We start from the raw sequence: 23,740 nt of genomic DNA on the forward strand, positions 1-23,740 counted from the left end.
CACCTTAGCCCGCGCCGTCCGTCAGCCGGCCGTGGTGAACACCGCGACCGTGCGGGCCGGGACGGTGAAGGTGCCGGTCTTCGCCGCGTAGGACGAGGTCTTCACCACCGGGTCCGCTCCCACCGCCTGCACCGGGTGCAGGCGGTGGCCGGTGCCGGCGAGGGCGTCGACGCGCTGCTTCTGCCGCTCCGGCGTGGCGTTGAACACCACGACCAGGTCACCGAGGCGCATCGTGATCACGCCGGGCGTCTCGTCCTTCCCGGACAGCGGGAAGGACAGCCGGGACTGCACCTGGCCCGCGGTGTCGAGGGAGAAGACCTTCTCCGTCGTCCGGATCTTCAGCAGGTCCCGGTAGGCGGCCGAGGCTCCCTCGATCTGCGGGCAGCCGACCTGCACCGCGCCCAGCAGGGGCGTGGCGTAGGGCCACTTGTCGGCGTTGTCGGCGGCCGGGGGCAGACCGCGGCCGAAGCCGTTGCCCGCGGCGCAGTTCCAGTGGATGGCGTTGAACCAGTCGCCGCTGTCGTAGGAGTTGCGGTCCAGGGACTTGGAGCGCAGCAGGTCGGTGCCGGCCTGGGAGAGCGCCGGGCCCTGGGACAGGGTGGCCGTCGCCATGGCGAGGACCTGTGCGCGCGCCCGGTCGTCGGCGCTCGTGGAGGCCGGCAGCTTGAAGGCGAGTGCGTCGAACAGGGACTCGTTGTCGTGCGCGTCGGCGTAGGCGAGGGCGTCGCCGGGGGCGTCGGCGTATCCGGCCGGGGAGCCGTTGTAGTCGACCTGCGAGCCCTTGACCTCCTTGCCTTCGGTGTCGGTGAAGCGGTACTCGGCGAGGTTGCCGCTCAGGCCCACCTTGATCAGGTCCTGGTAGTGCAGGAGCCGGGCCCTCTGCTCGGCCTCGGTGCCGTTGCTCTTCGAGGAGTTCGGGTCGGTGTGGAGACCGGAGGCGAAGCCCTGCACGCCGGGGTCCTCGTCGAAGGGGCCGCCGCCGCGGACGGCGTCCCGGGCCCGGTCGGAGAAGGTGGCGATGCCGGTGCCGGCCATGTTCTGCTGGGTGGCCTGCTCGAAGCGGGCGTCGTCGGCGATCTCGCCGAAGTTCCAGCCCTCGCCGTACAGGATGATCTTCTTGCCGTCGACGCCGTCCTTCTTCGAGGTCAGCGCGTCGAGGGCCTTGCGCACGGCGAGCATGTTGGCCTTCGGGTGGTGGCCCATGAGGTCGAAGCGGAAGCCGTCGACCTTGTACTCCTTGGCCCAGGTGACGACCGAGTCGACGACGAGCTTGCCCATCATGGCGTTCTCGGGGGCCGTGTTGGCGCAGCAGGTGCTGTTGGCGACCGAGCCGTCGGCGAGGAGCCGCTGGTAGTAGCCGGGCACGATCCGGTCCAGGACGCTGGTGTCCGCCTGGCCGCTCGCCGCGGTGTGGTTGTAGACGACGTCCAGCACGACGCGCAGGCCGTCCTCGTTGAGCGCCTTGACCATCTTCCGGAACTCGACCGTGCGGGTCGTGCCCTCCGGGTCGGTGGCGTAGGAGCCCTCGGGGACCGTGTAGTGGTACGGGTCGTAGCCCCAGTTGTAGGCGTCCTTGGCGGCGGCCTTCGCCACGCACTCCTGCTGCTGGTCGGAGTCGGCGGGGTACGCGGCCAGGTCGCAGTCGACGGTGGCCTGGTCGGACTTCTTCTCGGGGATGGTCGCGATGTCGAACACGGGCAGCAGGTGCACGTACGAGGTGCCGGCCTTCGCCAGCTCCCGCAGGTGCTTCGAGCCGTCGCTGTCCTTGTCGGTGAAGGCGAGGTAGGTGCCGGGCCGCTTCGCCGTGCGGTCCTTGACGGAGAAGTCGCGGACGTGCAGCTCCTGGATCTGGGCGTCCTTGAGCGGTACGGCCTTCGGCTTGGCCAGGTTCGACCAGCCCTCGGGGGCGAGAGCCCGGTCGCCGAGGTCGACGGCGAGGCTGCGCTGGGAGTCGGTGGTCAGGGCGAGCGAGTACGGGTCGGTGACCTTGTTGGTGACGATCTCGCGGGTGCTGGGCGCCCACACCTTCACGACGTACCGGTAGGGCTTGCCCTTCCAGGACTTCGGACCGGTGACGGACCAGACGCCGGTGGCGTCGTCGCGCTCCATGCGGGCGGTGGAGCCGCCGATCTCCAGCGAGACGTGCTGCGCGGTCGGCGCCCACACGGAGAGCGTGGGACGGCCGTCGCGGAAGACGGGGCCGAGCTGCGCCTTGGTCGCGCCGGCCGCGTACAGGTCGTCGAGGACGCCCGCGGTCTGCACGCCGGTCGCGGCGAGCACGGCGCCGGTGGCGGCCCGCTGGGAGGCGACGACCTGGCCGCGCAGGACCTCGCGTACGCGGTCCCGGTCGCGCGGGTCGACGGTCCAGGCGGTGTCGTCCTTCAGGTGCGGGAACCTCGCCTTCTGGGCGTCGGTGAGGGACGCCTTCGTCAGCCGGAGCACGCGCATGTCGTCGCCGCCGGTGAGCGTGCCGTCCTGCGCCCTGATCGAGCCGGTGCGGGAGGCGAGGAGCTGGGTGGAGGCGGCGGCGTCGGAGCCGTTCCAGACGACGGTGTCCCGGTCGATCCAGACCGCCTTGGAGGTGGCCAGGTCGAGGGCGGCCGCGGAACCGGCGGGCTGCGGCAGCAGGTACTTCTCCTGGCCGCTCAGCAGCCACACCTCGTGGCCGTCGGCCTTGAGGTCGAGCGACTGGTCGGACGGCAGGTCCTTCTCGTCGCCCTTGTGGATGATGTAGCTGAGGCTGGTGGCGCCCTCGGTGAGCGGCACCTCGAAGACCGCGCCATAGGGATCGGTCTTCACCGGCTTCAGGGGCTTCGACCAGTCGGTGGGGTCCGCGGCGCCGGTCCAGGTGTGCAGGCCCCAGCCGTCGTAGTTCCCGTCGGCCCGGTGGTAGTGGAGGACCGCCTTGGTCGTGTCCTGCGCCGGGTACTCGGGCCTTTCGGTGGTGACGGTCTCCTCGCCCTGCTCGATCCAGATCTCACCGGTCCTGGTGAGGTCGATCGTGCGGTCGGTGGAGACGTCCTTGTTCCCGTTCTTGTCGATGACGAGGAAGCCGAGGTCCGAGGCGCCCGGCTTGAGCTTGACGTGGGCGAAGGCGCCGTAGGCGTCGCGGCCGGTGAAGGGGTGGCTGTTCGGCCATTCGGTGGCCTCGCCCTCGGCGAGGTCGCCCCAGGCGTACAGGCCCCAGTCGTCGTAGTCGCCGTCGGCGCGCCGGTAGTGGACGATCGCGTGGTCGCGGGAGGCGGCGGACGGCGGCTCCGCGACGGGCGGGGTGCCGGTGGTGGAGGCGGCCGTCGCGCTCGCGGTGCGGCCGGCCGAGTCGATCACGACGGCCTTGTAGCGCAGGGCGGTGCCGGCGGGGACGTCCGCGCCGATGGTGTGGGTGACCTTGTGGGGGGCGTGGTCGGCGGAGCCGAGGGTCTGCCACGTGCCGTTGCCGGTCTGGGCGGCGAAGACGACGCGGTTGAGCTGTCCGCCCTCGACGTCGGCGGTGAGCTCGACGGTGCCGGTGGCGCCCGCCTCGGGGGCCTTGAGGGTGACCGTGGGCTTCGCCGCGGGCCGGTCGAGCCTGCCCGCGGCCTTGAGGACGACCGCCGAGCCGGCCGGGACGGTGACGGTGATCTTCCGGTCGGCGCCGCTGGTGACGGAGGCGTCGGTGCCGTGGATGCCGCGGAAGGTCATGCGGGCCGAGTTCGTGGCGAAGGTGGCCTTGCGGGCCTCGTCGGCGTTGTTGAAGGCGACGACGTACTCGGTGGTGTCCTTGCCCGTGCCGGTGCGGGAGAAGGCGTGGACGCCGGGGCCGTCGGCCGCGTACCGCTGCTGCTGGATGCCGTCGGTGAGGGCGGGGTGGGCCGTGCGGAGCTTCGCGAGGGCGCTGATCTGCCGGTAGAGCGGGGACTCGGTGTCGTAGGTGTCCTCGGCGTGGGTGCGGTCGGTGCCGATGAGGTCGTCGTCGAGGTAGTCGGCGGTGCGGGAGGCGAACAGGGTCTGGCGGGCGTCCTTGTCGCCGCCGGCGCCGGTGAAGCCCTGCTCGTCGCCGTAGTAGACGACCGGGTTGCCGCGGCTGAGGAACATCAGCTCGTTGGCCAGCATGGCCTTCTTCAGCAGTGCGGCGTCGGACGCCTTCGGGTCGTCCTGCTTGAGGAACGTCCCGATGCGGCCCATGTCGTGGTTGCCGAGGAAGGTGACCTGCTCGTAGGCGTTGGCCTTGTCGGTCGTGTACTTGTGGTCGTCGCCGAAGACGGCCGCGAGCTTCTGCGCGCTGCCGCCCTGGGAGGCGTACTGGCGGGCCGCCTCCTGGAACGGGAAGTCGAGGGTGGCGTCGAGGCGGCCCTCGGTGACGTACGGGGCGGTGACGTCCGTGTCGGCGGAGTAGACCTCGCCGAACATGAAGAAGTCGTCACGGCCCCTCTTGGCCGCGTAGGCGTCCAGGGCGGTGGCCCACTGGGTCCAGAACTCCATGTTGACGTGCTTCACGGTGTCGATCCGGAAGCCGTCGATGTCGAAGTCCTTCACCCACCGCTGGTAGATCTTCTCCATGCCGTCGACGACCTCGGGACGCTCGGTCCACAGGTCGTCGAGGCCGGAGAAGTCGCCGTGCTCGCTGGACTCGCCGGCGAAGGTGGAGTCGCCCCGGTTGTGGTACATCGTCGGGTCGTTGAGCCACGCCGGGACCTTGACGTTCTTCTTCGCGGCGGGGACGACCGGGGTGCGCGGGAAGGAACCGGCGTCGACGCGCGGGAACTTCTTCGCGCCGTCGGCGTAGTCGGCGTCGTCGAAGGGCTTCCCGTCCTTGGTCAGGTAGGGGAAGGCGCCCTTGGAGAGGTAGTCGTAGGACTTCTCCTCGTAGTCGACGACGTCGGCGGTGTGGTTGGTGATGACGTCGAAGAAGACCTTCATGCCCTTGGCGTGGGCCTTGTCGATGAGGGTCTCGAGGTCCTTGTTGGTGCCGAAGTGCGGGTCGACCTGGGTGAAGTCGGTGATCCAGTACCCGTGGTAGCCGGCGCTCGCGTCCTTGCCGGCGCCCTGGACGGGCTGGTTCTTGAAGATGGGTGCCATCCAGATGGCGGTGGTGCCGAGCCCCTTGATGTAGTCGAGCTTCCGGGTGAGGCCCTTGAGGTCGCCGCCCTGGTAGAAGCCCTTGTCGGTGGGGTCGTAACCGGTGGTCAGACGCGAACCGGTGAGCCCGCCCCGGTCGTTCCTCGGGTCACCGTTGGCGAACCGGTCCGGCAGCACGAAGTAGAACTGCTCCCGGGTCAGGTCGTGCCGCGCGGGCTCCTTCGCCAGGTGGGCGTCGGACGGGGGCTTGGGCGGTGTGGCGGCTCCGGCGGAGAGCGGCTGCACGAGGGCCACGGCGAGCGCGGCCACGGTGACGGCGGCGACCCGCCTCCCCCGCACGGTGCGGCGCCCCGGGGGCGCGGGCCATCTGGGTATCAAGGCGTGAACTCCTTGTGATTACGGCACATGTGGATCCGACCCCACGCCACGGCGCGGCCTGTTTCGGCCATGTCACCGGGCTCCGGGCGTGACGCTATCGCCGTTGAAAGCTTTACAGCAAGGGTCGTGAAAGTAACGGTAAGGATTTGCACGCGGACGCCGGTCGCGCCGCCCTCCGTGAACGGCGGTGCGACCGGCGCGCGTTCAGCAGGAGGACTTGCCCGCGTACACCGCGAGGGCCGTGTTGGAGCCCAGGGTGGCGGTCAGCTGCCCCGAACCGTTCACGCTCACCTGCGTGTTGTTCTGGACGTTGCAGTACGTGCCCGCCGGGAGCGACGTCTGGTAGGTGCGCGTCAGGGAGCCGGACTCGTGGTTGACGGCCACGAAGCCCTTGTTGCCCCGGCCGAAGGCGATGGCGTCGTTGCCGTTGTCCCACCAGTTGGTGACGGCCTGTCCGCGGGTGGCGTTGCGGAAGGCGACCATGGACTTGATCTCCGGCCAGGCGTGCTGGCACTTCCAGCCGTTCTGCCAACAGGCGTTCACCTGACCGCCGTTCGGCGGTCCGGCGTCCGTGGAGGAGAACTCGTAGCCGGAGTTGATGTCCGGGGCGCCGTAGGGCCAGGCCAGCATGAAGACGTTGGCCAGGGTGTAGTTGGCGCCGTCCTTGTAGCTGAGCGTGGAGCCGTTGCGCTCGGTGTCGTGGTTGTCGACGAAGACGCCGGAGACGGAGCTGTTCATGTAGCCCCAGCCCTCGCCGTAGTTCTTCAGGTAGGCGAGGTTCTCGTTGTTGAAGACCCGCTTGAGGTCGTAGGCGTAGCGGAACTCCTGGACGTCTCCGTTCCCCGTGTACTCGCTGGGCTGGACTGCCTCGCCGGCGCCGTGGATGGCCTCCTGCTTCCAGTAGACACCGGGGTTGGAGAGCCGGGACTTGATGTTGGCGAGGTCGGCGGCCGGCATGTGCTTGGCCGCGTCGATCCGGAAGCCGTCGACGCCGAGGGAGAGCAGGTCGTTCATGTACCCGGCGATGGTCCTGCGGACGTACTCCTCGCCGGTGTCGAGGTCGGCGAGGCCGACCAGTTCGCAGTTCTGGACGTTCCAGCGGTCCCGGTAGTCGGTGATCTCCGAGGTGCAGGTGTCGAAGTCGTACGAGGAGTACAGGCCCGGGTAGTTGTACTTGGTGTACGACGAGCCGCCGGTGCCGGTGCCGTTGCCTGCGGACATGTGGTTGATGACCGTGTCGGCGACGACCTTCACACCGGCCGCGTGGCAGGTGTTCACCATGTTCCGGAACGCGGTGCGGTCGCCGAGCCGTCCGGCGATCTTGTAGCTCACCGGCTGGTACGACGTCCACCACTGCGAGCCCTGTATGTGCTCGGCGGGCGGGGAGACCTGGACGTACCCGTACCCGGCGGGGCCGAGGGTGTTCGTGCACTCGCGGGCGACCGAGTTGAAGTTCCACTCGAACAGGACGGCGGTGACGTCCTTGTTCCCGGGCGGCGCGGCCTGCGCGACAGTCGGGGTCATGACAACCGAGGCGACCGCGAGCGCGGCGACCCCGGCGAGGGTTCTGCGTGCCATGTGGGGTGTCCTTCTTCATCGAAGGGTGTGGGGAGTGCGAAGCCCCTGAAGCTTCTTGCTGAAACCTTCAGAAACCTTGCGTGACGCAGATGTTAAAGCTTCACCCTCCGAAAGGGCAGCACCTCGAACGAAGTTGCGGCAAGAAATCCGGTCCGCCGGCTTGTGCGACGTCTTTGACAGAGGGGGTCACGGCCGGTGGGCACAGGGTGGCACGCCCCTCAAGCAACACAGGACGCACTCCGGGGCGTCGGCGTCTCATCGCTCAGCCACGGCACCATCTCGGTTCCGGTGCCCTGGATGATGTACCGACCGTTCCCGGAGCGGAGTGAGCAGCACCCGCACAGGCTGAGGGCCCGCCGCCCCGGTCAGGGAGCGGCGGGCCCTCGCCCATCGGTGAGCGTCAGCCCGTGGTGAACCACACCGTCGTGTCGGCCGGCACCTTCGCCTCGTCGCCGGTTACGGTCACCTCGCCGTTGGTGATCAGGACCCTGCCGTAGGACGGCATGGTCACCGGCTCCCCCGTGGTGTTCGCGACGCACACGAACTCGCCGCGGCGGAAGGCGAGTACGCCCTCCGGGGCCGGGAGCCACTCCACCGTGTCGCCCGCGCCCAGGTCGGCCTGTTCCCGGCGCACGGCGAGCGCGGCACGGTACAGCTCCAGGGTGGAGCCGGCCGTCCCGGTCTGCGCCTCGACGCTCAGCTCGCCCCAGCTCTCCGGCTGCGGCAGCCAGCTGCCGCCGGACCCGAAGCCGTACGAGGAACCGGCGCGGGTCCACGGGATCGGCACCCGGCACCCGTCGCGGAAGCCGTCCTGGCCGGCGCCCCGGAAGTACGCCGGGTCCTGGCGGACCTCGTCGGGGAGGTCCACGACGTCCGGCAGGCCCAGTTCCTCGCCCTGGTAGACGTAGGCCGAGCCGGGCAGCGCCAGCATCAGCAGGGTCGCCGCGCGGGCCCGGCGCAGGCCCAGTTCGCGGTCACCGGGCAGCCGGAGCTGGGTGCCGAGGCCGGGCGGGTTGCCGAAGCGGGTGGCGTGCCGGGTGACGTCGTGGTTGGACAGCACCCAGGTGGCGGGGGCGCCGACCGGGCGCATGGCGTCCAGGGTGCGGTCGATGACCTCGCGCAGCTCCTCCGCGTCCCAGTGGGTGCCCAGGTACTGGAAGTTGAAGGCCTGGTGCAGCTCGTCGGGGCGGACGTAGTTGGCGGTGCGCTCGACGGTCGGCGTCCATGCCTCGGCGACGAAGATGCGCTCGCCCGAGTACTCGTCGAGGATGAGGCGCCACTGCCGGTAGATGTCGTGCACGCCGTCCTGGTCGAAGAACGGCATGACATCGTTGCCCAGCAGCTTCAGTTGCTCGTGCGATCCCAGGTCCGGCAGGCCCTCGGCCTTCACCATGCCGTGGGCGACGTCGATGCGGAAGCCGTCGACGCCCATGTCCAGCCAGAACCGCAGGATGGAGCGGAACTCGTCACCGACAGCCGGGTGCTCCCAGTTGAAGTCGGGCTGCTCCGGGGCGAAGAGGTGCAGGTACCACTCCCCCAGGGTGCCGTCGGGCTCGGTGACCCGGGTCCAGGCCGGGCCGCCGAAGATCGACTCCCAGTCGTTGGGCGGCAGTTCGCCGTTCGCGCCCTTGCCGGGCCGGAAGTGGTAGCGGTCCCGGGCCGGCGAGCCGGGGCCCTCGGCGAGCGCCCGCTTGAACCACTCGTGCTGGTCGGAGGAGTGGTTGGGAACGATGTCGACGATGATCCGCAGGCCCAGTTCGTGGGCGTCCCGGATCAACGCGTCCGCGTCGAGCAGGTTGCCGAACATGGGGTCGACGGCACGGTAGTCGGCGACGTCGTAGCCGGCGTCGGCCTGCGGCGAGGCGTAGAAGGGGCTGAGCCACACGGCGTCCACCCCGAGGTCGCGCAGGTACGGCAGGCGGGAGCGGATGCCCTCCAGGTCGCCCATGCCGTCGCCGTTGCTGTCGGCGAAGCTGCGCGGGTACACCTGGTAGATCACCGCTTCGCGCCACCAGTCACGCCGCCTGGTGGCGGTGGCGACGGCGGCGGATTCGGTCGGGGAGTCCGGGGAGGTCGGTGCCGGGGCGGTGGAGTGCTGCTGGCTCATGTCGTCCTGTTCGTGTCATCGGGGTGGGGGTCGTGCGGTGAGTGAGGAGAGAAGGCGGCCGCGGTGGCCGGCGGGGTCGGTTCGGGCCGCCGCGGCCGCCACCCGCGCGCTCGGGGCGCGCGGGGGTCCTCGTACGAAGGGCGTGGTGGTCAGCCCTTCGTGCCGCCCGCGGTGAGGCCGGTCACCAGGTTCTTCTGCACGAGGTAGAAGAACGCGGAGACGGGTATCGCGATCAGGACCGCCGTGGCGGCCATGAGGTTGCGCTGGGCGTCGTGCTCGCTGACGAAGCTCTGCAGACCGACGGCGAGCGTGTACTTCGTGTCGTCCAGCATGAACGTCGTGGCGAAGGCGACCTCGCCGAACGCGGTGATGAAGCTGTAGAAGGCCGCGACCGCGAGGCCGGGCTTGGCCAGCGGCAGGATCAGCCGGGCGAACGTGCCGAACGGGGACAGCCCGTCGACCCGGCCCGCCTCGTCGATCTCGAACGGAATGGTGTCGAAATATCCCTTCATCAGCCAGGCACAGTACGGCACCGCGGTCGAGCAGTAGACGAGGATGAGGCCGAAGTAGGTGTCGATCAGCTGAAGGTCGGAAAGGATCTGGTACATCGGGACCATCAGGACGGCCACCGGGAACATCTGGGTGACCAGGAGGGCCCACATGAACTTCTTGTACCCGGGGAACCGCATCCGGGACACGGCGTACCCGGTGGTGGCGGCGACGAGGACGCCGAGGACCGTGGTGCCGAGCGAGACGATCAACGAGCTCTTCAGCCAGTGGAAGAAGTTCGTCTCCTGCAGCACGAACACGTAGTTGTCCAGCGTCATCTTGCCCCAGATGCCGCCGGGGCGGAGGTAGTCGTCCTTGTCCGGGCCGAGGGACAGGAAAACCAGCCAGGCGACCGGGAACAGCGCGACGAGGCTCGCCACGGCCAGGATGCCGTGCGAGGTGAGACGGGCGAGCGGGCCGCGTTCCCCGCGTCCGCGCACCTTCACGGGCGGGGTCCTCTCGCCGACCGGACGGTCTGTCGGAGCCGCGGTCTTGACGATGGTGGTGCTCATGGGGGCTCCTGCCTCAGATCGCGAGCTGCTGCTCATTGCGGTTCAGCCAGCGGCGGTAGAAGGAGGTGAAGACGATCAGGATGGCCAGCAGCAGCATGCCGTAGGCGGCGGACTGCGCGAAGTCGCGTGGCTGCTGTCCGAAGCCGAGGTAGTAGGACCAGGTCACGAGGATCTGGGCGTCCGGGGCGGTGTTGCCGAACAGCAGGAAGATGATGGCGAACTGGTTGAAGGTCCAGATGACGCCGAGCAGCACGACGGTGGAGCTGACCGACCTGAGGCCGGGCAGGGTGACGTGCCGGAAGCGCTGCCAGGCGTTGGCGCCGTCCATCTCGGCCGCCTCGTAGAGGGCGCCGTCGATGGACTGGAGTCCGCCGAGCAGGGAGATCATCATGAACGGCACACCGCACCAGGTGTTGACCATGATCGCGGCGAACCGCTGCCAGAAGGGGTCCTCCAGCCACGGCGGTGTCGGCAGACCCAGGGACCCCAGGCCCGAGTTGATGATGCCGCTGTCCGCGAGCATGAACCGCCAGCCGAAGACGGTGACGAAGGTCGGCACGGCCCACGGCAGGATCAGGACCAGCCGGTAGAAGGTGCGGCCGCGCAGTTTCTGGTTGAGCAGCAGGGCCAGGCCCAGGCCGATGGTGTAGTGCAGGACGACACAGGCCGCCGTCCACACGATCGTCCAGATGAAGTGCGACCAGAAGCGGTCGTAGGCCGTCTCGCCCCACAGGATGTCGGCGTAGTTGTCCAGGCCGATGAACTTGTAGGTGGCCTCGATCTCGTTGACGCCGATGGTGCGGGCCGAGTTGAGGCTGTTGGCGTCGGTGAGGGTGAGGTAGAAGCCGTAGGCCAGGGGATAGAGCACGATGGTGCCGAGCACGACGACCACGGGCACGATCATGGCGTAGGCGTACCAGTGCTTCTGGTAGGCGTGCTTCAGGCGGCTGACCGGGCCGGGGCGGGGCGCGCGGTCACCGCGGCGTTTGCCGGTCGCGCGGTCGATGGCGACTGTCATGGTTCGGCACCTTCTGGATGATCAAGGGGTTCGGCACAGGCCGGTGGCCGCCGGGCCCTCCCTCCTGGGAGCGGGTCCGGCGGCCACGCGGGCGTTACTTGCTGAAGTCCGGCACCAGCTTGGTGATGGCGAGCTCCGCGTCGTTCAGCCCCTTGTCCAGGGACTTCTTGCCGCCCGCGATCTGGGGCAGCTCGTCGTCCATCGGACCCCACAGCGAGCTGTACTCGGGCAGCGCCGGGCGCGGCTGGGCGGCCTCGAGGACCGTCTGGTAGCCGGCGATGCCCGGGTCGGCCTTGACCTCGTCGGTGTAGGCGTCGTCGCGGGTGGGCAGCGTGGAGTTCTTCAGGGCGATGGTCTCCTGGGCCTTGGCCGAGGTCATGAAGTTGACGAACTTCAGCGCGGCCTCCTGCTTCGCCTTCTCGGAGCCGGCGTAGACCGAGAGGTTGTGGCCGCCGGTCGGGGCGCCCGCCTTGCCGGTGGAGCCGGCCGGGACGGTGGCGATGCCCAGGTTCGCCTTGTCCTTGAAGGCCGAGCCCTTGTAGAAGTTGGTGATCTCCCACGGGCCCTGGATGATCGAGGCGACCTTGCCGTTGACGAACGCGTCCTGGATGTGGGTGTACGCGTCGGCGGTGACGTCGGCCTTGTGCAGGCCCTTGCCGTCGAAGAGGTCCAGCCAGGTGCCGTAGGCCTTCTTGGCCTCGGCCGACTTCACGGTGATCTTCTTGGCGTCGGCGTCGACCATGTCGGTGCCCTCGCCGTAGAGGAACGACTGGGCGTAGTAGCCCGCGGTGGAGCCCCAGTAGCCGTCGACGCCGGTCTTGTCCTTGATGGTGGCGGCGGCCTTCTTCAGGTCGTCCCAGGTCTTGGGAGCCTCGACGCCGGCCTTCTCGAACAGTTCCTTGTTGTAGACGAAGGCGAGGGTGTCCGTGGTGAACGGGACGCCGTAGACCTTGCCCTCGTACTTGGCCTGCTCGATCAGGTTGGGCTTGAACGCGGCCTGGTCCTTCAGCGCCTCGGTGCCGTCCAGCGGCAGGAAGAAGCCCTTCTTGGCGAAGGCGGGGGTCCAGCCGACCTCGGAGCGCAGCACGTCGGGGGCACCCTTGGAACCGGCGGCGGTGTCGAACTTGTTCTGCGCCTGGTCGAAGGGGACGTTGACGAAGTTGACCTTGATGTCCTTGTTGGCCGCCTCGAACTCCTTGACCAGGGCCTTGTAGGTCGGTGCCTCGTTGGTCGCGTTGGAGGTGTCCCACCAGGTGATGGTGACCGGGCCGTCGGCCTTGTCGCCGCTGTCGCTGTCTCCGCCGCAGGCCGTCGCTGTGAGGGCGAGGGACGCCACCAGCGCGGTGGCCGCTATGCCACGCCGCATGAGTACTCCTTGAGGGTGTGAAGCCCGGGTGTGCAGGGTGCGGCCCCGTCTGCCGCCCTGCCGACTGCCGGCCGCGCCGATGGGGCCGCCGGGCGACGTGAACGTAACAGCGATGCAACCGATCCGAAAGACTTTGCTGAAAAATTTTGCAAGGAGGCTCGACAGTTATGGCGCCGTGACCTCCCCTTGACCCGCTCCGGAGGGTCTCCGACCACCGTGCGACCCCGGGTTTCCGGTCGCAGGACCGGGCTTCGGACTGTTGTGCAAGACTCTGCAAGTACTTGCCATCCGTTTCCGTCGGGGGAATCATCCCTTGCGGCACGGACGCCGATCACGACCTGCCGACCACGACATGCCGTGGTGTGCCACGACATGCCACGACAAGAGGGACAGCGATGACCCAGCAGCCCGCAGCGGGCCGTTCGACGGCGCGCACCAGGCGTCCGTCCGGTGTGCAACGAGTGGGCCGGCCGATACAGTCCGGTGCTGTGACCACACGTCTTGCCGACATCGCTGCTCAGGCCGGGGTGAGCGAGGCGACCGTCAGCCGCGTCCTCAACGGCAAGCCGGGCGTCGCCGCCACCACCCGCCAGTCCGTGCTCGCCGCCCTCGACGTCCTGGGCTACGAGCGCCCGGTGCGGCTGCGGCAGCGCAGCGCGGGTCTGGTGGGTCTGATCACCCCGGAGCTGGAGAACCCGATATTCCCGGCTCTGGCCCAGGTCATCGGGCAGGCGCTGACCCGCCAGGGTTACACGCCGGTGCTCGCCACCCAGACCCCGGGCGGGTCGACGGAGGACGAGCTGACGGAGATGCTCGTGGACCGGGGGGTGGCCGGCATCATCTACGTCTCCGGGCTGCACGCGGACACCACCGCCGACATGCAGCGCTACGACCGGCTGCGCGCCCAGGGTGTGCCGTTCGTGCTGGTCGACGGCTTCTCGCCGGAGGTGCAGGCGCCGTTCATCTCCCCCGACGACCGGGCGGCGATGGCGCTCGCGGTCACGCATCTGGCCTCCCTCGGCCACACCCGCATCGGGCTGGCGCTCGGGCCGAAGCGGTTCGTGCCCGTGCAGCGCAAGATCGAGGGCTTCGTCCGCGCCATGCAGGAGCAGGCGGGCCTGGACGCCCGGACCGTGGAGACGGAGCTGGTCCAGCACTCCCTGTACACCCTGGAGGGCGGCCAGGCCGCCGCCAGCGCGCTCATGGACCGCGGGTGCACGGCGGTGGTGTGCGCCAGCGACATGATGGCGCTGGGTGCGATACGGGCGGCGCGGCAGCGCGGTCTGGAGGTGCCGAGGGACATCTCGGTGGTCGGCTTCGACGACTCCCCGCTGATCGCCTTCACCGACCCGCCGCTGACCACGGTCCGCAAGCCGGTCCCGGCGATGGGCCAGGCCGCGGTGCGCACCCTGCTGGAGGAGATCGGCGGGACGCCCGCTCCGCACAGCGAGTTCGTGTTCATGCCGGAGCTGGTGGTGCGCGGTTCGACCGCTTCGGCCCCCGGGGACCGGAATCGTCCTTAGGGCGGAGGACGCGTCCTGCTCCGGGAGGAGGCCGTGGGCCGCTGTCCCGGGGAGGACATGCGGGTCGGTACCGACCGGGGGATGATCTGCGGGAGGGGCTTTTCTGGCAGACTCTGTGCCCATGGGTGAAACGACGGTGACCACGCTGAAAGGCCGGGAGGACCGGTCCGCAGCGGACCCCGTCGGAAACGGGGCGGGGCAGAGGCTGCTGTGGCGTCTGCGCGCTCCCCGCCGACCGCGGTTGTGGTTCGAGATCCTGCTGATCGCGGTGAGTTACTGGACGTACTCACTCGTCCGCAACGCGGTGCCGGAGCAGAAGGCCAAGGCGCTGCGCAACGCGGACCGGCTCTGGGAGCTGGAACAGCAGCTCGGTCTCGCCTTCGAGCAGTCGGTCAACCACGCGGTGAACTCGGTGACCTGGCTCGTGGTCGGCATGAACTACTACTACGCCACGCTGCACTTCGTGGTCACGCTCGGTGTCCTGGTGTGGCTCTACCGCAGTCATCCCGGCCGGTACGCGGCGACCCGGACGGTGCTGTTCTCGACCACGGCCGTCGCCCTGCTCGGCTACTACCTGTTCCCGCTCGCCCCGCCGCGCCTGATGAGCGGCGGCGGTTTCGTCGACACCGTGGTGGTCCACGAGACGTGGGGGTCGATGGCCTCCGGCGACCTGAAGAACATGTCCAACCAGTACGCCGCGATGCCGTCGATGCACATCGGCTGGTCGGTGTGGTGCGGGCTGACCGTCTTCGCGCTGGCGGCCGTCCCGTGGGCGCGGGTCCTGGGGCTGCTGTATCCGGCGGGCACGCTGGTGGTCATCGTCGCCACCGCCAACCACTTCTGGCTGGACGCGGTGGGCGGCCTGCTCTGCCTCGCCTTCGGCTACGCGCTGGCGACGGTCTGGTACGGCCGCCGCCCGTACGCCCTGCCGAGGCTCGTGCCGGACCACGGCGGCGGGAGCCCCACCGGTCCGGGCGGCGGAGGCGGGACCGCCGAAGACCCCGGCGGCGCGAACCCGGACGGCACGGACGGCCCCGACGGCCGGGTGGTCCCGGACGGCGGGAGGGCGGGCGTGGTGGCCCCCCGCACGCCGGACTCCGCCCTCGCCCCGGGCGGTTCCCACGCCCCGGACAGGTCCTAGGAACCGCCGTAGAACAGTTCCTCCATCACGCCCCGCGCCCTGCGGGTCGTGCGTCGGTACGCGTCGAGCATGTCGCCGGCGTGGCCCGGTCCGTAGCCCAGGTAGCGGCCGACGGCGGCCAGTTCGCGGGGGTTGGTGGGGAAGGTGTCGCCGGCCCGTCCGCGGACCAGCATGACCGCGTTGCGCACGCCGGTGGCCAGCACCCACGCCTCGTCGAGGGTGGCCGCGTCCTCCGCGGAGACGAGCTCCGCCGCGTGGGCGGCGGCCAGCGCCTCCCGGGTCCTGGTCGTGCGCAGGGCGGGCACCCGCGCGCCGTGCCGCAGCTGCATCAGCTGCACGGTCCACTCCACGTCGGACAGGCCGCCCGGACCGAGTTTGGCGTGCAGTTTGGGGTCGGTGCCGCGCGGCAGCCGTTCGGACTCCATCCGGGCCTTCAGACGGCGGATCTCGCGCACCGCCTCCTCGTCGAGCCCGGCGGCCGGGTAACGCAGCGGGTCGATCAGCTCGATGAAGCGGCGGCCGAGGTCCGCGTCCCCGGCGACGTGCTCGGCGCGCAGCAGCGCGTGCCGCTCCCACGCCAGGGACCAGCGGCGGTAGTACGCCTCGTAGGACTTCAGGGTACGCACCAGCGGCCCGGACCGGCCCTCCGGACGCAGGTCGGCGTCGATGAGCAGGGGCGGGTCGGCGCTGGGGAGCTGGAGCAGCCTGCGCATCTCGGCGACGACCTTGCCGGCCGCGTCGGCCGCCTCCCGTTCGTCCGCGCCGCCCTGCGGTTCGTGGACGAACAGGACGTCCGCGTCGGAGCCGTAGCCCAGCTCGTGGCCGCCGAAGCGGCCCATGCCGATGATCGCGAAGCGGGTGGGGAGGGTGTCCCCCCAGCCCTCCCGGACGACCGCGCGCAGGGTGCCGGCGAGGGTGGCGGCGGTCAGGTCGGACACGGCGCCGCCGACCAGGTCCACCAGGGCGCCCTGGTCGGCCTCGGCGGGCTGGGACTCGGTGCCGTAGGAGCCGACGATGTCGGTAGCGGCCGTGCGGAACAGCTCGCGGCGGCGCACCCCGCGGGCGGCCGTGACCGCCTGGTCCGCGCCGTCGGCGCGGTGGACCGCGGCGAGGATCTCCTGCTCCAGGTGGGCGCGGGAACGGGGCCTGAGGCCCCCGGCCTCCCCGTCGCCGAGCAGGGCCACCGCCTCGGGGGCGCGCATCAGCAGGTCGGGGGCGAGCCGTCCGGCGGACAGCACCCGGGCCAGGTTCTCGGCGGCGGCGCCCTCGTCCCGCAGCAGCCGCAGGTACCAGGGGGTCTTGCCGAGCGCGTCCGAGACCTTGCGGAAGTTGAGCAGACCGGCGTCCGGGTCGGCGGAGTCGGCGAACCAGCCGAGCAGCACGGGCAGCAGGGTCCGCTGGATGGCCGCCTTGCGGGTCACGCCGGACGCCAGCGCCTCCAGGTGCCGCAGGGCGGCGCCGGGGTCGGCGTAGCCGAGGGCGACCAGCCGCTCCCGGGCCGCCTCCGCGCTGAGCCGGACCTCGCCGGGGGCGAGCTGGGCGACCGCGTCGAGCAGCGGCCGGTAGAACAGCTTCTCGTGCAGCCGCCGTACGACGGCGGCGTGCCGCTTCCACTCGCGGGTCAGGCTCGTCACCGGGTCGTTGCGCATGCCCAGGGAGCGGCCGATGCGGCGCAGTTCGGCCTCGTCCTCCGGGACCAGGTGGGTGCGGCGCAGCCGGTACAGCTGGATGCGGTGTTCGAGCGAGCGCAGGAAGCGGTAGGCGGCGTCGAGCTGGGCGGCGTCGGCGCGGCCGACGTAGCCGCCGGCGGCGAGGGCCTTCAGCGCGTCGAGGGTGGTGCCGCTGCGCAGGGCGGGATCGGTGCGGCCGTGCACCAGCTGGAGCAGCTGCACGGCGAACTCGACGTCGCGCAGCCCGCCGGGACCGAGCTTGAGCTGGCGGTCGACCTGGGCGGTGGGGATGTTCTCGACGACCCGGCGGCGCATCTTCTGGACGTCGGCGACGAAGTTCTCCCGCTCGGCGGCCTGCCACACCAGCGGCCGGAGGGCGGCGAGGTACTCCTCGCCGAGGGCGAGGTCGCCGGCCACCGGGCGGGCCTTGAGCAGCGCCTGGAACTCCCAGGTCTTGGCCCAGCGCTGGTAGTAGGCGCGGTGCGAGGCGAGGGTGCGGACGAGGGGGCCGTTGCGTCCCTCGGGGCGCAGGTTGGCGTCGACGGGCCAGATGGTGCCCTCGGCGGTGTTCTCGGAGCAGATCCGCATCATGTGCGAGGCCAGCCGGGTCGCGGCGCGCAGGGCCTTGTCCTCGTCGGCGTCCCCCACCGCCTCTGCGACGAAGATGACGTCGACGTCCGACACGTAGTTCAGCTCGTGTCCGCCGCACTTGCCCAGCGCGACCACCGCGAGCCTGCACAGGGCGGTGTCCCCGGGCGCCTCGGCCTCGGCGAGCGCGAGGGCGGCCCGCAGGGTGGCGGTGGCCAGGTCGGCGAGTTCGGCGGCGGTCTCGGACACCTCGATGGTGCCGCAGACGTCCCGGGCGGCGATGGACAGCAGGCAGCGCCGGTAGGCGACGCGCAGCGACACGGGGTCGGTGACGCCGGCGAGACCGTCCTCGAACTCGGCCAGGCCGGGGTGCAGGTCCCGCGCCTCGTACGTGACCAGTGCCCGCCAGTCGCCGGCGTGCCGGGCGAGGTGGTCGGCCAGGGCCTCGGAGGAGCCGAGCACACCGAGCAGCCGGTCGCGCAGCGGCTTGGCGGCGATCAGCGTGTCGAGCACTTCCTGCCGGTCGGTGGCGGTGGTCTGCGCCTCCAGCAGCCGGACCAGCCCGTGCAGCGCGAGATCGGGGTCGGCGGTCGCGCCGAGCGCGTCCAGCAGCACCGGGTCGGCGCGCACGGGCAGCAGCTCGGGTCCGTCCAGCAGCCGCTCGGCGGCGGACGGGTCGGTGAAACCGTGCCGCAGCAGCCGTGTGAAGGTACTGCTCCTGCGCCCCGGCGCCGACGTCATCCCCGGCCTCCCTCGGTCCTCGGATCACGGTGGTCGTACTGGCGACGAGCCTATCGGCACCTGCGGGGCCCGGCCCCGGGACGGCGGGCGACGGGTTCCGGGAGAGCGCGCGGGAGCCACCACGGTCCAGGACACGCTGTCCCGTTTTCAGTGGCGCCGCGCACCGTTTTCGGCTTCGGTGAGGGGGAGCCGTTCAGCCGGGCGAGGTGGCGGTTCGCGTGCCGCCGAGACCGACATCAGGAGCTGCGCCCATGGACATGACCTTCGAAGTGCTGCCGCTGCCCGTCAGTGACGTCGACCGGGCCCGGGACTTCTACCGGGACAAGGTCGGCTTCCACGTCGACATCGACCAGGAGGTCATGCCGGGCATGCGCATCGTCCAGCTGACGCCCCCCGGCTCCGGCTGCTCGATCGCGCTGGGCGACGGCATCTGGAAGATGGCGGGCGACACCCCGCCGACCCCGGGCTCCTACCAGGGCCTCCAGCTCTGCGTCGCCGACATCGAGGCGGCCCGTGCCGAACTGACCGCCCGCGGCCTGGAGGTCTCCGAACCGGTCGAGTACGCCCCGGACGACGGCGCCACGTTCATGTACTTCAAGGCCCCGGACGGCAACGGCTGGGCCGTCCAGGAGTACCGCCGCCGGGCGACGGAGCCGCTGCACCGGCTCCTGTCGAGCCTGGCGGGACGGGCGGACCGGGCCGACGGCCGGCAGTGATCAACCCCCGGGCAAGCAAGGGGATTTGAGAGTACGTCAGGAGACTTCAGGGGAACGTCAGGCGTACGGTTCGGGGGCCGGGAGCCGGTAGTGCCCGTCCTCGGGGGACTCGACCAGCCGGGACGGTCCGAGCCGCTCCCTCAGCGAGGCGATCCGGGTCGGCAGGGTGGTGCGCAGCGACGCCCGGTGCGCGCGCAGGATCTCCTCGACGAGCTGGTCGGCGCGCAGGGTCCGTCCCGGCCGCCGGGCCAGCACGGCCAGGATGTCGAACTCGTCGTCCGGCAGTTCGGTCGGGACGCCGTCGACCAGGACGGCCCGCTCCCGCAGGTCGATGCGTATCCGCCCGGCCAGCAGCAGGTCTGCCGGCGGTTCCTCGAAGGGCTCGTCGGGAACGGCTGCGGCGGGGACGGCGGTTCCGGAATCGGCGGCGGGCTCGGCGAGTCGGCCGCGGCGCATCACCGCCCTGGCCCGGGCCAGCAGTTCGGCCAGGTTGTAGGGCTTGACGAGGTGGTCGTCCGCGCCCAGGTCGAGCGCTCGTACGCAGGACAGATGGTCCCCGCGCGCGGTGGTCACCAGGATCGGGACCGTGCTGGCGGCCCGCATCGCGCCGCACAGCCCGAAGCCGTCGCAGTCGGGGAGGGCGAGGTCGAGCAGGACGACGTCCGGGCGGGTCCGGTCCAGCAACTCGAGCGCGGCCCTGCCGGTGGACGCGCACACCGCCTCCAGGCCCTGCTCCTCCAGAGCTGCCCCGAGAGCCGCCGACACCCGTTCGTTGGCCTCAACGACCAGTAGTTTCACATCGTCCTCGTTCTGGCGTGGTTCCGGCGTGGTTCCGGCGTGGTCCTGGCCTGCTCGGCGTCCTGGAGCGTTCAGCGTCCCGAGGTCTGGCGCTGCCGCGGGCGTGCGCGTGTCTCGTCCCATCCGTTCCCCGTCGCCTGCCGGTCCGAGCGGATGTAGTCGGGGAGCACCCTCGGCGGCCAGCTGCCGAGGCTGAACATGCCCATCGAGTACGCCTTCGCCGCCAGTGCCGTCCGGTTGGGCACCTGGAACTGCCGCAGCAGCGTGCCGACGTGGTACTCGATGCCCTGCCGGCTGAGGAACAGCTTGGCCGCCAGGCGTACGGTCGGATCACCCGCCGCGACGCCCTCCAGGACCTTCGCGCTGAGCGGGGCCAGCTTCCACGGCGAGTCGTCGTGCGCCTCGTGGTCGACGGCTGTCTCCTCCGGCGTGAACTGCACCACGATCATCTCGACCCGGCCCGCGCCGTCGGTCGCCGGGAACGCGGTGATCCTGCCGGAGACCGTGTTGCCGTGGACGGACAGGACCACGGGGTGACCGACGAGACGGGTGCGGTGCCCCTGCACGAGCCGGCCGAACTGACGCAGCAGGTGCTGTCGCACACTCGGGTGCAGGAACTCCACGAATTCACGACCGCGCAGTTCGTCCGCCCGCCGGGCGCACCGGGGCATCACGGGACTGTTGACGGAACGCACCCGAAGATTCAGATCGAGGATGGCGAGAGCGATTCCGGAGCGCTCGAAAAGCGAAAGGAACGCATCACGGTACTTCTCGCTCCCGATTTCCGCGTCGAACAGCGAGGAATCTATTTCATGCAGCGTTTCGGCGGAACACGGGCTTCCCCCGGGCAGATGAGCATGCGCCTCCGCCACCCGGAGGAGCCCGCCCACCGTACTGATCTTTGCGTGGGCCATGTAAGTCTCTTCCTCCCTCTCCCGAATCTTTCACTGGCTGCGAGCCAGCCTACGGAGCACGGGCGTTGACGTGCAATGGAATCCGGAAGCCCCGCGAAAGACTGTGGTCGCCGTCCCGCGGGTTCGGAGAGACCGTCGCGGCGGGGGCGGGGAAGCGGCGGGAAACGGCCCACGACACCGCTCGGCAACCTCCGGTCGTCCACGGATTACCGGCATTTCCACCCACATTTTCCATTGCCGGACGAGGCCCGTCCGGCTTACCCGCGAGTAGCCCGTTCGGTGCACCGATCGGGCACCGGCCCCCGGTCACCGGCCCCGACACGGGCGCCCGCCCCGGCGTCCCTGCCCACGCCGACGCCCCGGACCACCGGGTCACAGCCGTTCGGCGAGCACGCCCGAACCGAAGACCGCCTTTCCCGCCATGCGGCGCACCGCCGGGACCAGGCCGGCCCTGCCGTCCACGTCCAGCCGGTGGTACAGCCTGGTGAGGCTCTTCTCCACGGCCCGCCGACTGACGCCGAGCGCTTCGGCGGCGTCCTGGTTGGTGTGGCCCAGGGCCACCAGGGAGGCGACCCGCCGCTCGGTGTCGCTGAGCACCCCGCCGGCCACCGGTACGCCTCCGCACGGCGGCGCCCCGTGCGGGGAGGGCGGTGGCGAGGCGTTCCAGCGCCGCAGCACCGTCTCGCCCGTCGCCTCGGCGATCCGGTCCGCCTCGGCGAGGATCTCCTCGGAGCCGGGCCGTCCGGCGGCCCGCATCCGGTTCCCGTACGCCGTCAACGACCGGCCCAGCTCCAGGTGGTTGGAGCTCTCCCTGAGCACGGTGACGGACTCGGCGAGCAGGGACAGGGCGTAGCGGCCGCGCACCACGGTGCCCCACATGCGCAGGGTCCGGCCCAGTGCGGCCGGTGCCCCGAAGTGCCGTGCCCGGTCGCAGGCGCGGGCGAGGAGCCGGAGCGCGCCCTCCGGGTCGCCGAGGCGGAGCAGCAGGGGCACGCGCCACACGTCGACCGGGAACAGGGTCCGGCCGCACCAGCCCGCCGCCTCGGCGCGGCGGGCGACGTCCTCCACATCGGCTGCGAGAGCGGGCAGTTCGCGTTCCGCGGTCAGCGGGATCTGCAGCACCCGCAGGGCGAGCCCGCACACCGGCTGCCCGGCGCCCTGCCCCTGGGCCAGCCGGTCGCGCAGCCGCTCCGCCAGCCAGGCGTCACCCGTCTCGACCGCCACGGACGTCAGGCTGAGCACCGTCAGCCAGTCGTGGTCCTCCAGCGAGTCCTCCGCCGGGTCCCGCGCCGGGTCGGGGGCTGTCGCGCAGGCCTCCCGCGCGTCCGCCCGGGCGTCGGCGGGCAGGCCGGCGTGCACGGCGGTGAGCGCGCGCAGACTCAGCACGGCCGTGCGCAGCCGCCGGTGGTCGCGCTGCAGCGCCGTCTCCAGTGCCGTGTCCAGCCAGCACCGCGCCGGTTCGGTCGCCTCCGCGGCGGCCGCGCAGGCGACCGTCAGCGCGGACGCGCCGTACTCCGAGGCGGCCGACGCCGGTTCGTGCTCCAGCAGCCACCGCGTGCGGTCGGCGACCTCGGCGGCGGGCAGCCGGCCGTCGAGGACGCCCGCGAAGACGAGGACCGCAGTGAGCTCCCGCCGGGCCGCGGTACCGGGACCGGAATCGGCGCCGGTCCCGGGGAACGGTCCGGCGTCGAGGGCTCGCAGCCGCTGGACGGCGGCGGTCCGGGCCGCGGGGTCGCCGAGCCGCGAGAGCCGTACGCGGGCCTCCAGCCGCAGCCCGAGGTCCGCCGCCTCCGAGGTCTCCGAGGTCTCCGTCTTCTCCGAGGTCCCCGATGGTTCCGGTGTCTTCGGGGTGGCCTGTTCCAGCATCTCCGACGCCGCGTGCGAGGCGGAGAGGAACAGCGTGAGCGGCACACGGGCCACGACCGCGGCGCGTTCGGGGCCCGTGTCCAGCAGGGGGAGCGCCTGGCCGACGTGGCGCAGCATCGCGGAGGTGTCGGAGTCCTGTTCCAGGTCGGCGAGGACGGCCAGCAGGTCGCCGCGCCGAGGGCTGTCGGGCGGGAACTCGCGCAGGGCCCGGCGCAGACAGCGGATCGCGAGCGCGTCGTCGCCACCGCGCCACACTTCGCGGGCGGTCTCCCGCATCATCCGCGCGGCCTCGGTCCAGTCGCCGGGGCCGACCTCCAGGAAATGGGGAACGATCCGCTCGGCCGGTGCGCCCGAGTCATGGAGCAGCTCGGCAGCCCGGCGGTGCAGCCGGTCACGGTCGGCGAGCGAGATCCCCTCCTCGGCGACCTCCCGTACGCAGTCCCACAGGACGGGCGGTGTCCAGCGGTCGGCGGCCCAGCCGAGTCCGATCAGCGCCCTGGCCGCCGCGTCCCCTTCGACCGGGTCCAGATCCGCCAGCCGGGCGAGGACGTGCGTCCCGCTCTCCCCGCCGAGGAGCGCCGCGCAGGCAGCGAGCCGGCCGACGGACTCCGGGTGACCGGTCAGGGCCGCGGCCACCCGGGAACGCAGGCTCCAGGGCGCGGGCCGGGCGCGGGCGGTGTCGAGCAGGGACGCGGAGGCACCACGGCCCGCACGTTCCAGCCGTTCCAGCCGTTCCAGCCGTTCCAGCCGTTCCAGCCGTTCCAGCAGGGAGATGATCAGCGTCGGGTTGCCGCCGGTGGCGCGGGTCCAGGCGTGGACCTGGTCGTCGGGGAGCACGATGCCGCGTTCCCCGAGCAGGACACGTACTCCCTCCGGGTCGAGCGGTCCCATCCGGATCACCTGGTCGGCGGCCGACAGGATCTCCTGCACACCCGGTGTCTCGGTGGCGAACTCGCCCTCGCACACGGCGACCGCCGTGAACAGCGAGCCCGGCTCCGGGTCGGCGAGCAACGCGGTCAGCCGGGTCAGGGCCGGCTCGCCCGCCCGCTGCAGGTCGTCGACGAGCAACGCGACCGGGCGGCCGGGGGGGTCCGGCCGGGCCGGGCCGGGGCGGCCGAGGGGCAGGCCCTGTTCCAGTCGGCTGCCCCGGGCCCGCCGTACGAGGAAGCCGTGCCGTTCCGCGTGGGCCGCTACCGCGTCGAGGAAGGACGAACGCC

General features: G+C 71.2%; 14 protein-coding genes. 3 read left to right on the forward strand and 11 right to left on the reverse strand.

The annotated features are described in order from the left end of the window. Positions 1 to 21 precede the first annotated feature (21 nt). The 6 genes from pulA to ACWEQO_RS02215 all read right to left on the reverse strand — a co-directional run bounded on the left by pulA (position 22) and on the right by ACWEQO_RS02215 (position 12,566). A complete protein-coding gene (pulA, locus tag ACWEQO_RS02190; RefSeq protein WP_452977905.1) occupies positions 22 to 5,436 on the reverse strand; it encodes a pullulanase-type alpha-1,6-glucosidase in 5,415 nt (1,804 codons plus the stop codon). A 204-nt stretch (positions 5,437 to 5,640) separates the two neighbouring features. Next, complete coding sequence (locus ACWEQO_RS02195; protein WP_452977908.1) at positions 5,641 to 7,014, reverse strand: alpha-amylase; 1,374 nt, start codon at positions 7,012 to 7,014, stop codon at positions 5,641 to 5,643. 400 nt (positions 7,015 to 7,414) lie between these two features. Next, positions 7,415 to 9,121 (reverse strand): glycoside hydrolase family 13 protein, encoded by a 1,707-nt coding sequence (locus ACWEQO_RS02200; protein ID WP_452977911.1) that lies wholly within the window; start codon positions 9,119 to 9,121, stop codon positions 7,415 to 7,417. 149 nt (positions 9,122 to 9,270) lie between these two features. Beyond that, complete coding sequence (locus ACWEQO_RS02205; protein ID WP_452977914.1) at positions 9,271 to 10,182, reverse strand: sugar ABC transporter permease; 912 nt, start codon at positions 10,180 to 10,182, stop codon at positions 9,271 to 9,273. A gap of 13 nt (positions 10,183 to 10,195) precedes the next feature. Next, positions 10,196 to 11,200 carry a carbohydrate ABC transporter permease gene (locus tag ACWEQO_RS02210; RefSeq protein WP_452977917.1) on the reverse strand — a complete coding sequence of 335 codons (1,005 nt, stop codon included), beginning with the start codon at positions 11,198 to 11,200 and terminating at the stop codon, positions 10,196 to 10,198. Between the two features lie 94 nt (positions 11,201 to 11,294). Further along, positions 11,295 to 12,566 (reverse strand): extracellular solute-binding protein, encoded by a 1,272-nt coding sequence (locus ACWEQO_RS02215; RefSeq protein ID WP_452977920.1) that lies wholly within the window; start codon positions 12,564 to 12,566, stop codon positions 11,295 to 11,297. Between the two features lie 488 nt (positions 12,567 to 13,054). Between ACWEQO_RS02215 and ACWEQO_RS02220 the strand changes: the two genes are divergently transcribed. Next, complete coding sequence (locus ACWEQO_RS02220; protein WP_361448561.1) at positions 13,055 to 14,089, forward strand: LacI family DNA-binding transcriptional regulator; 1,035 nt, start codon at positions 13,055 to 13,057, stop codon at positions 14,087 to 14,089. A 121-nt stretch (positions 14,090 to 14,210) separates the two neighbouring features. Next, on the forward strand, positions 14,211 to 15,230 hold the full coding sequence (locus ACWEQO_RS02225) for a phosphatase PAP2 family protein (protein WP_452977923.1): 1,020 nt from the start codon (positions 14,211 to 14,213) through the stop codon (positions 15,228 to 15,230). Here the strand turns inward: ACWEQO_RS02225 and ACWEQO_RS02230 are convergent. Beyond that, positions 15,227 to 18,229, reverse strand: coding sequence for a bifunctional [glutamine synthetase] adenylyltransferase/[glutamine synthetase]-adenylyl-L-tyrosine phosphorylase (locus ACWEQO_RS02230; protein WP_452977926.1), 3,003 nt, complete (start codon positions 18,227 to 18,229; stop codon positions 15,227 to 15,229). The two genes, ACWEQO_RS02225 and ACWEQO_RS02230, sit on opposite strands and share 4 nt — an antisense overlap. Positions 18,230 to 18,480: 251 nt before the next feature. Here ACWEQO_RS02230 and ACWEQO_RS02235 point away from each other — a divergent pair, with 251 nt between their 5' ends. Further along, entirely contained in the window at positions 18,481 to 18,945 is a 465-nt protein-coding gene (locus ACWEQO_RS02235) for a VOC family protein (RefSeq protein ID WP_452977929.1), read from the forward strand. A 57-nt stretch (positions 18,946 to 19,002) separates the two neighbouring features. Here ACWEQO_RS02235 and ACWEQO_RS02240 read toward each other — a convergent pair whose 3' ends face one another. From ACWEQO_RS02240 to ACWEQO_RS02255, 4 genes are all read right to left on the reverse strand, one after another. After that, positions 19,003 to 19,743 carry a response regulator transcription factor gene (locus ACWEQO_RS02240; protein ID WP_361448549.1) on the reverse strand — a complete coding sequence of 247 codons (741 nt, stop codon included), beginning with the start codon at positions 19,741 to 19,743 and terminating at the stop codon, positions 19,003 to 19,005. Between the two features lie 71 nt (positions 19,744 to 19,814). Then, a complete protein-coding gene (locus ACWEQO_RS02245; protein ID WP_361448546.1) occupies positions 19,815 to 20,657 on the reverse strand; it encodes a PAS domain-containing protein in 843 nt (280 codons plus the stop codon). Between the two features lie 372 nt (positions 20,658 to 21,029). After that, positions 21,030 to 22,802, reverse strand: a complete 1,773-nt coding sequence (locus tag ACWEQO_RS02250) for a LuxR C-terminal-related transcriptional regulator (protein WP_452978451.1) — start codon at positions 22,800 to 22,802, stop codon at positions 21,030 to 21,032. 112 nt (positions 22,803 to 22,914) lie between these two features. Further along, positions 22,915 to 23,487, reverse strand: coding sequence for a thiocillin family RiPP (locus ACWEQO_RS02255; RefSeq protein WP_452978454.1), 573 nt, complete (start codon positions 23,485 to 23,487; stop codon positions 22,915 to 22,917). Between the last annotated feature and the right edge of the window lie 253 nt (positions 23,488 to 23,740).

It is taken from the genome of Streptomyces sp. NPDC004051, from assembly GCF_053604275.1.

Excerpts from the sequence above, each read along its gene's own strand:
- ACWEQO_RS02195 (WP_452977908.1), bottom strand. The coding sequence starts at position 7,014 with ATGGCACGCAGAACCCTCGCCGGGGTCGCCGCGCTCGCGGTCGCCTCG.
- ACWEQO_RS02200 (WP_452977911.1), bottom strand. The coding sequence starts at position 9,121 with ATGAGCCAGCAGCACTCCACCGCCCCGGCACCGACCTCCCCGGACTCC.
- ACWEQO_RS02205 (WP_452977914.1), bottom strand. The coding sequence starts at position 10,182 with ATGAGCACCACCATCGTCAAGACCGCGGCTCCGACAGACCGTCCGGTC.
- ACWEQO_RS02210 (WP_452977917.1), bottom strand. The coding sequence starts at position 11,200 with ATGACAGTCGCCATCGACCGCGCGACCGGCAAACGCCGCGGTGACCGC.
- ACWEQO_RS02215 (WP_452977920.1), bottom strand. The coding sequence starts at position 12,566 with ATGCGGCGTGGCATAGCGGCCACCGCGCTGGTGGCGTCCCTCGCCCTC.
- ACWEQO_RS02225 (WP_452977923.1), top strand. The coding sequence starts at position 14,211 with ATGGGTGAAACGACGGTGACCACGCTGAAAGGCCGGGAGGACCGGTCC.
- ACWEQO_RS02230 (WP_452977926.1), bottom strand. The coding sequence starts at position 18,229 with ATGACGTCGGCGCCGGGGCGCAGGAGCAGTACCTTCACACGGCTGCTG.
- ACWEQO_RS02235 (WP_452977929.1), top strand. The coding sequence starts at position 18,481 with ATGGACATGACCTTCGAAGTGCTGCCGCTGCCCGTCAGTGACGTCGAC.
- ACWEQO_RS02245 (WP_361448546.1), bottom strand. The coding sequence starts at position 20,657 with ATGGCCCACGCAAAGATCAGTACGGTGGGCGGGCTCCTCCGGGTGGCG.
- ACWEQO_RS02250 (WP_452978451.1), bottom strand. The coding sequence starts at position 22,802 with ATGATGCGGGAGACCGCCCGCGAAGTGTGGCGCGGTGGCGACGACGCG.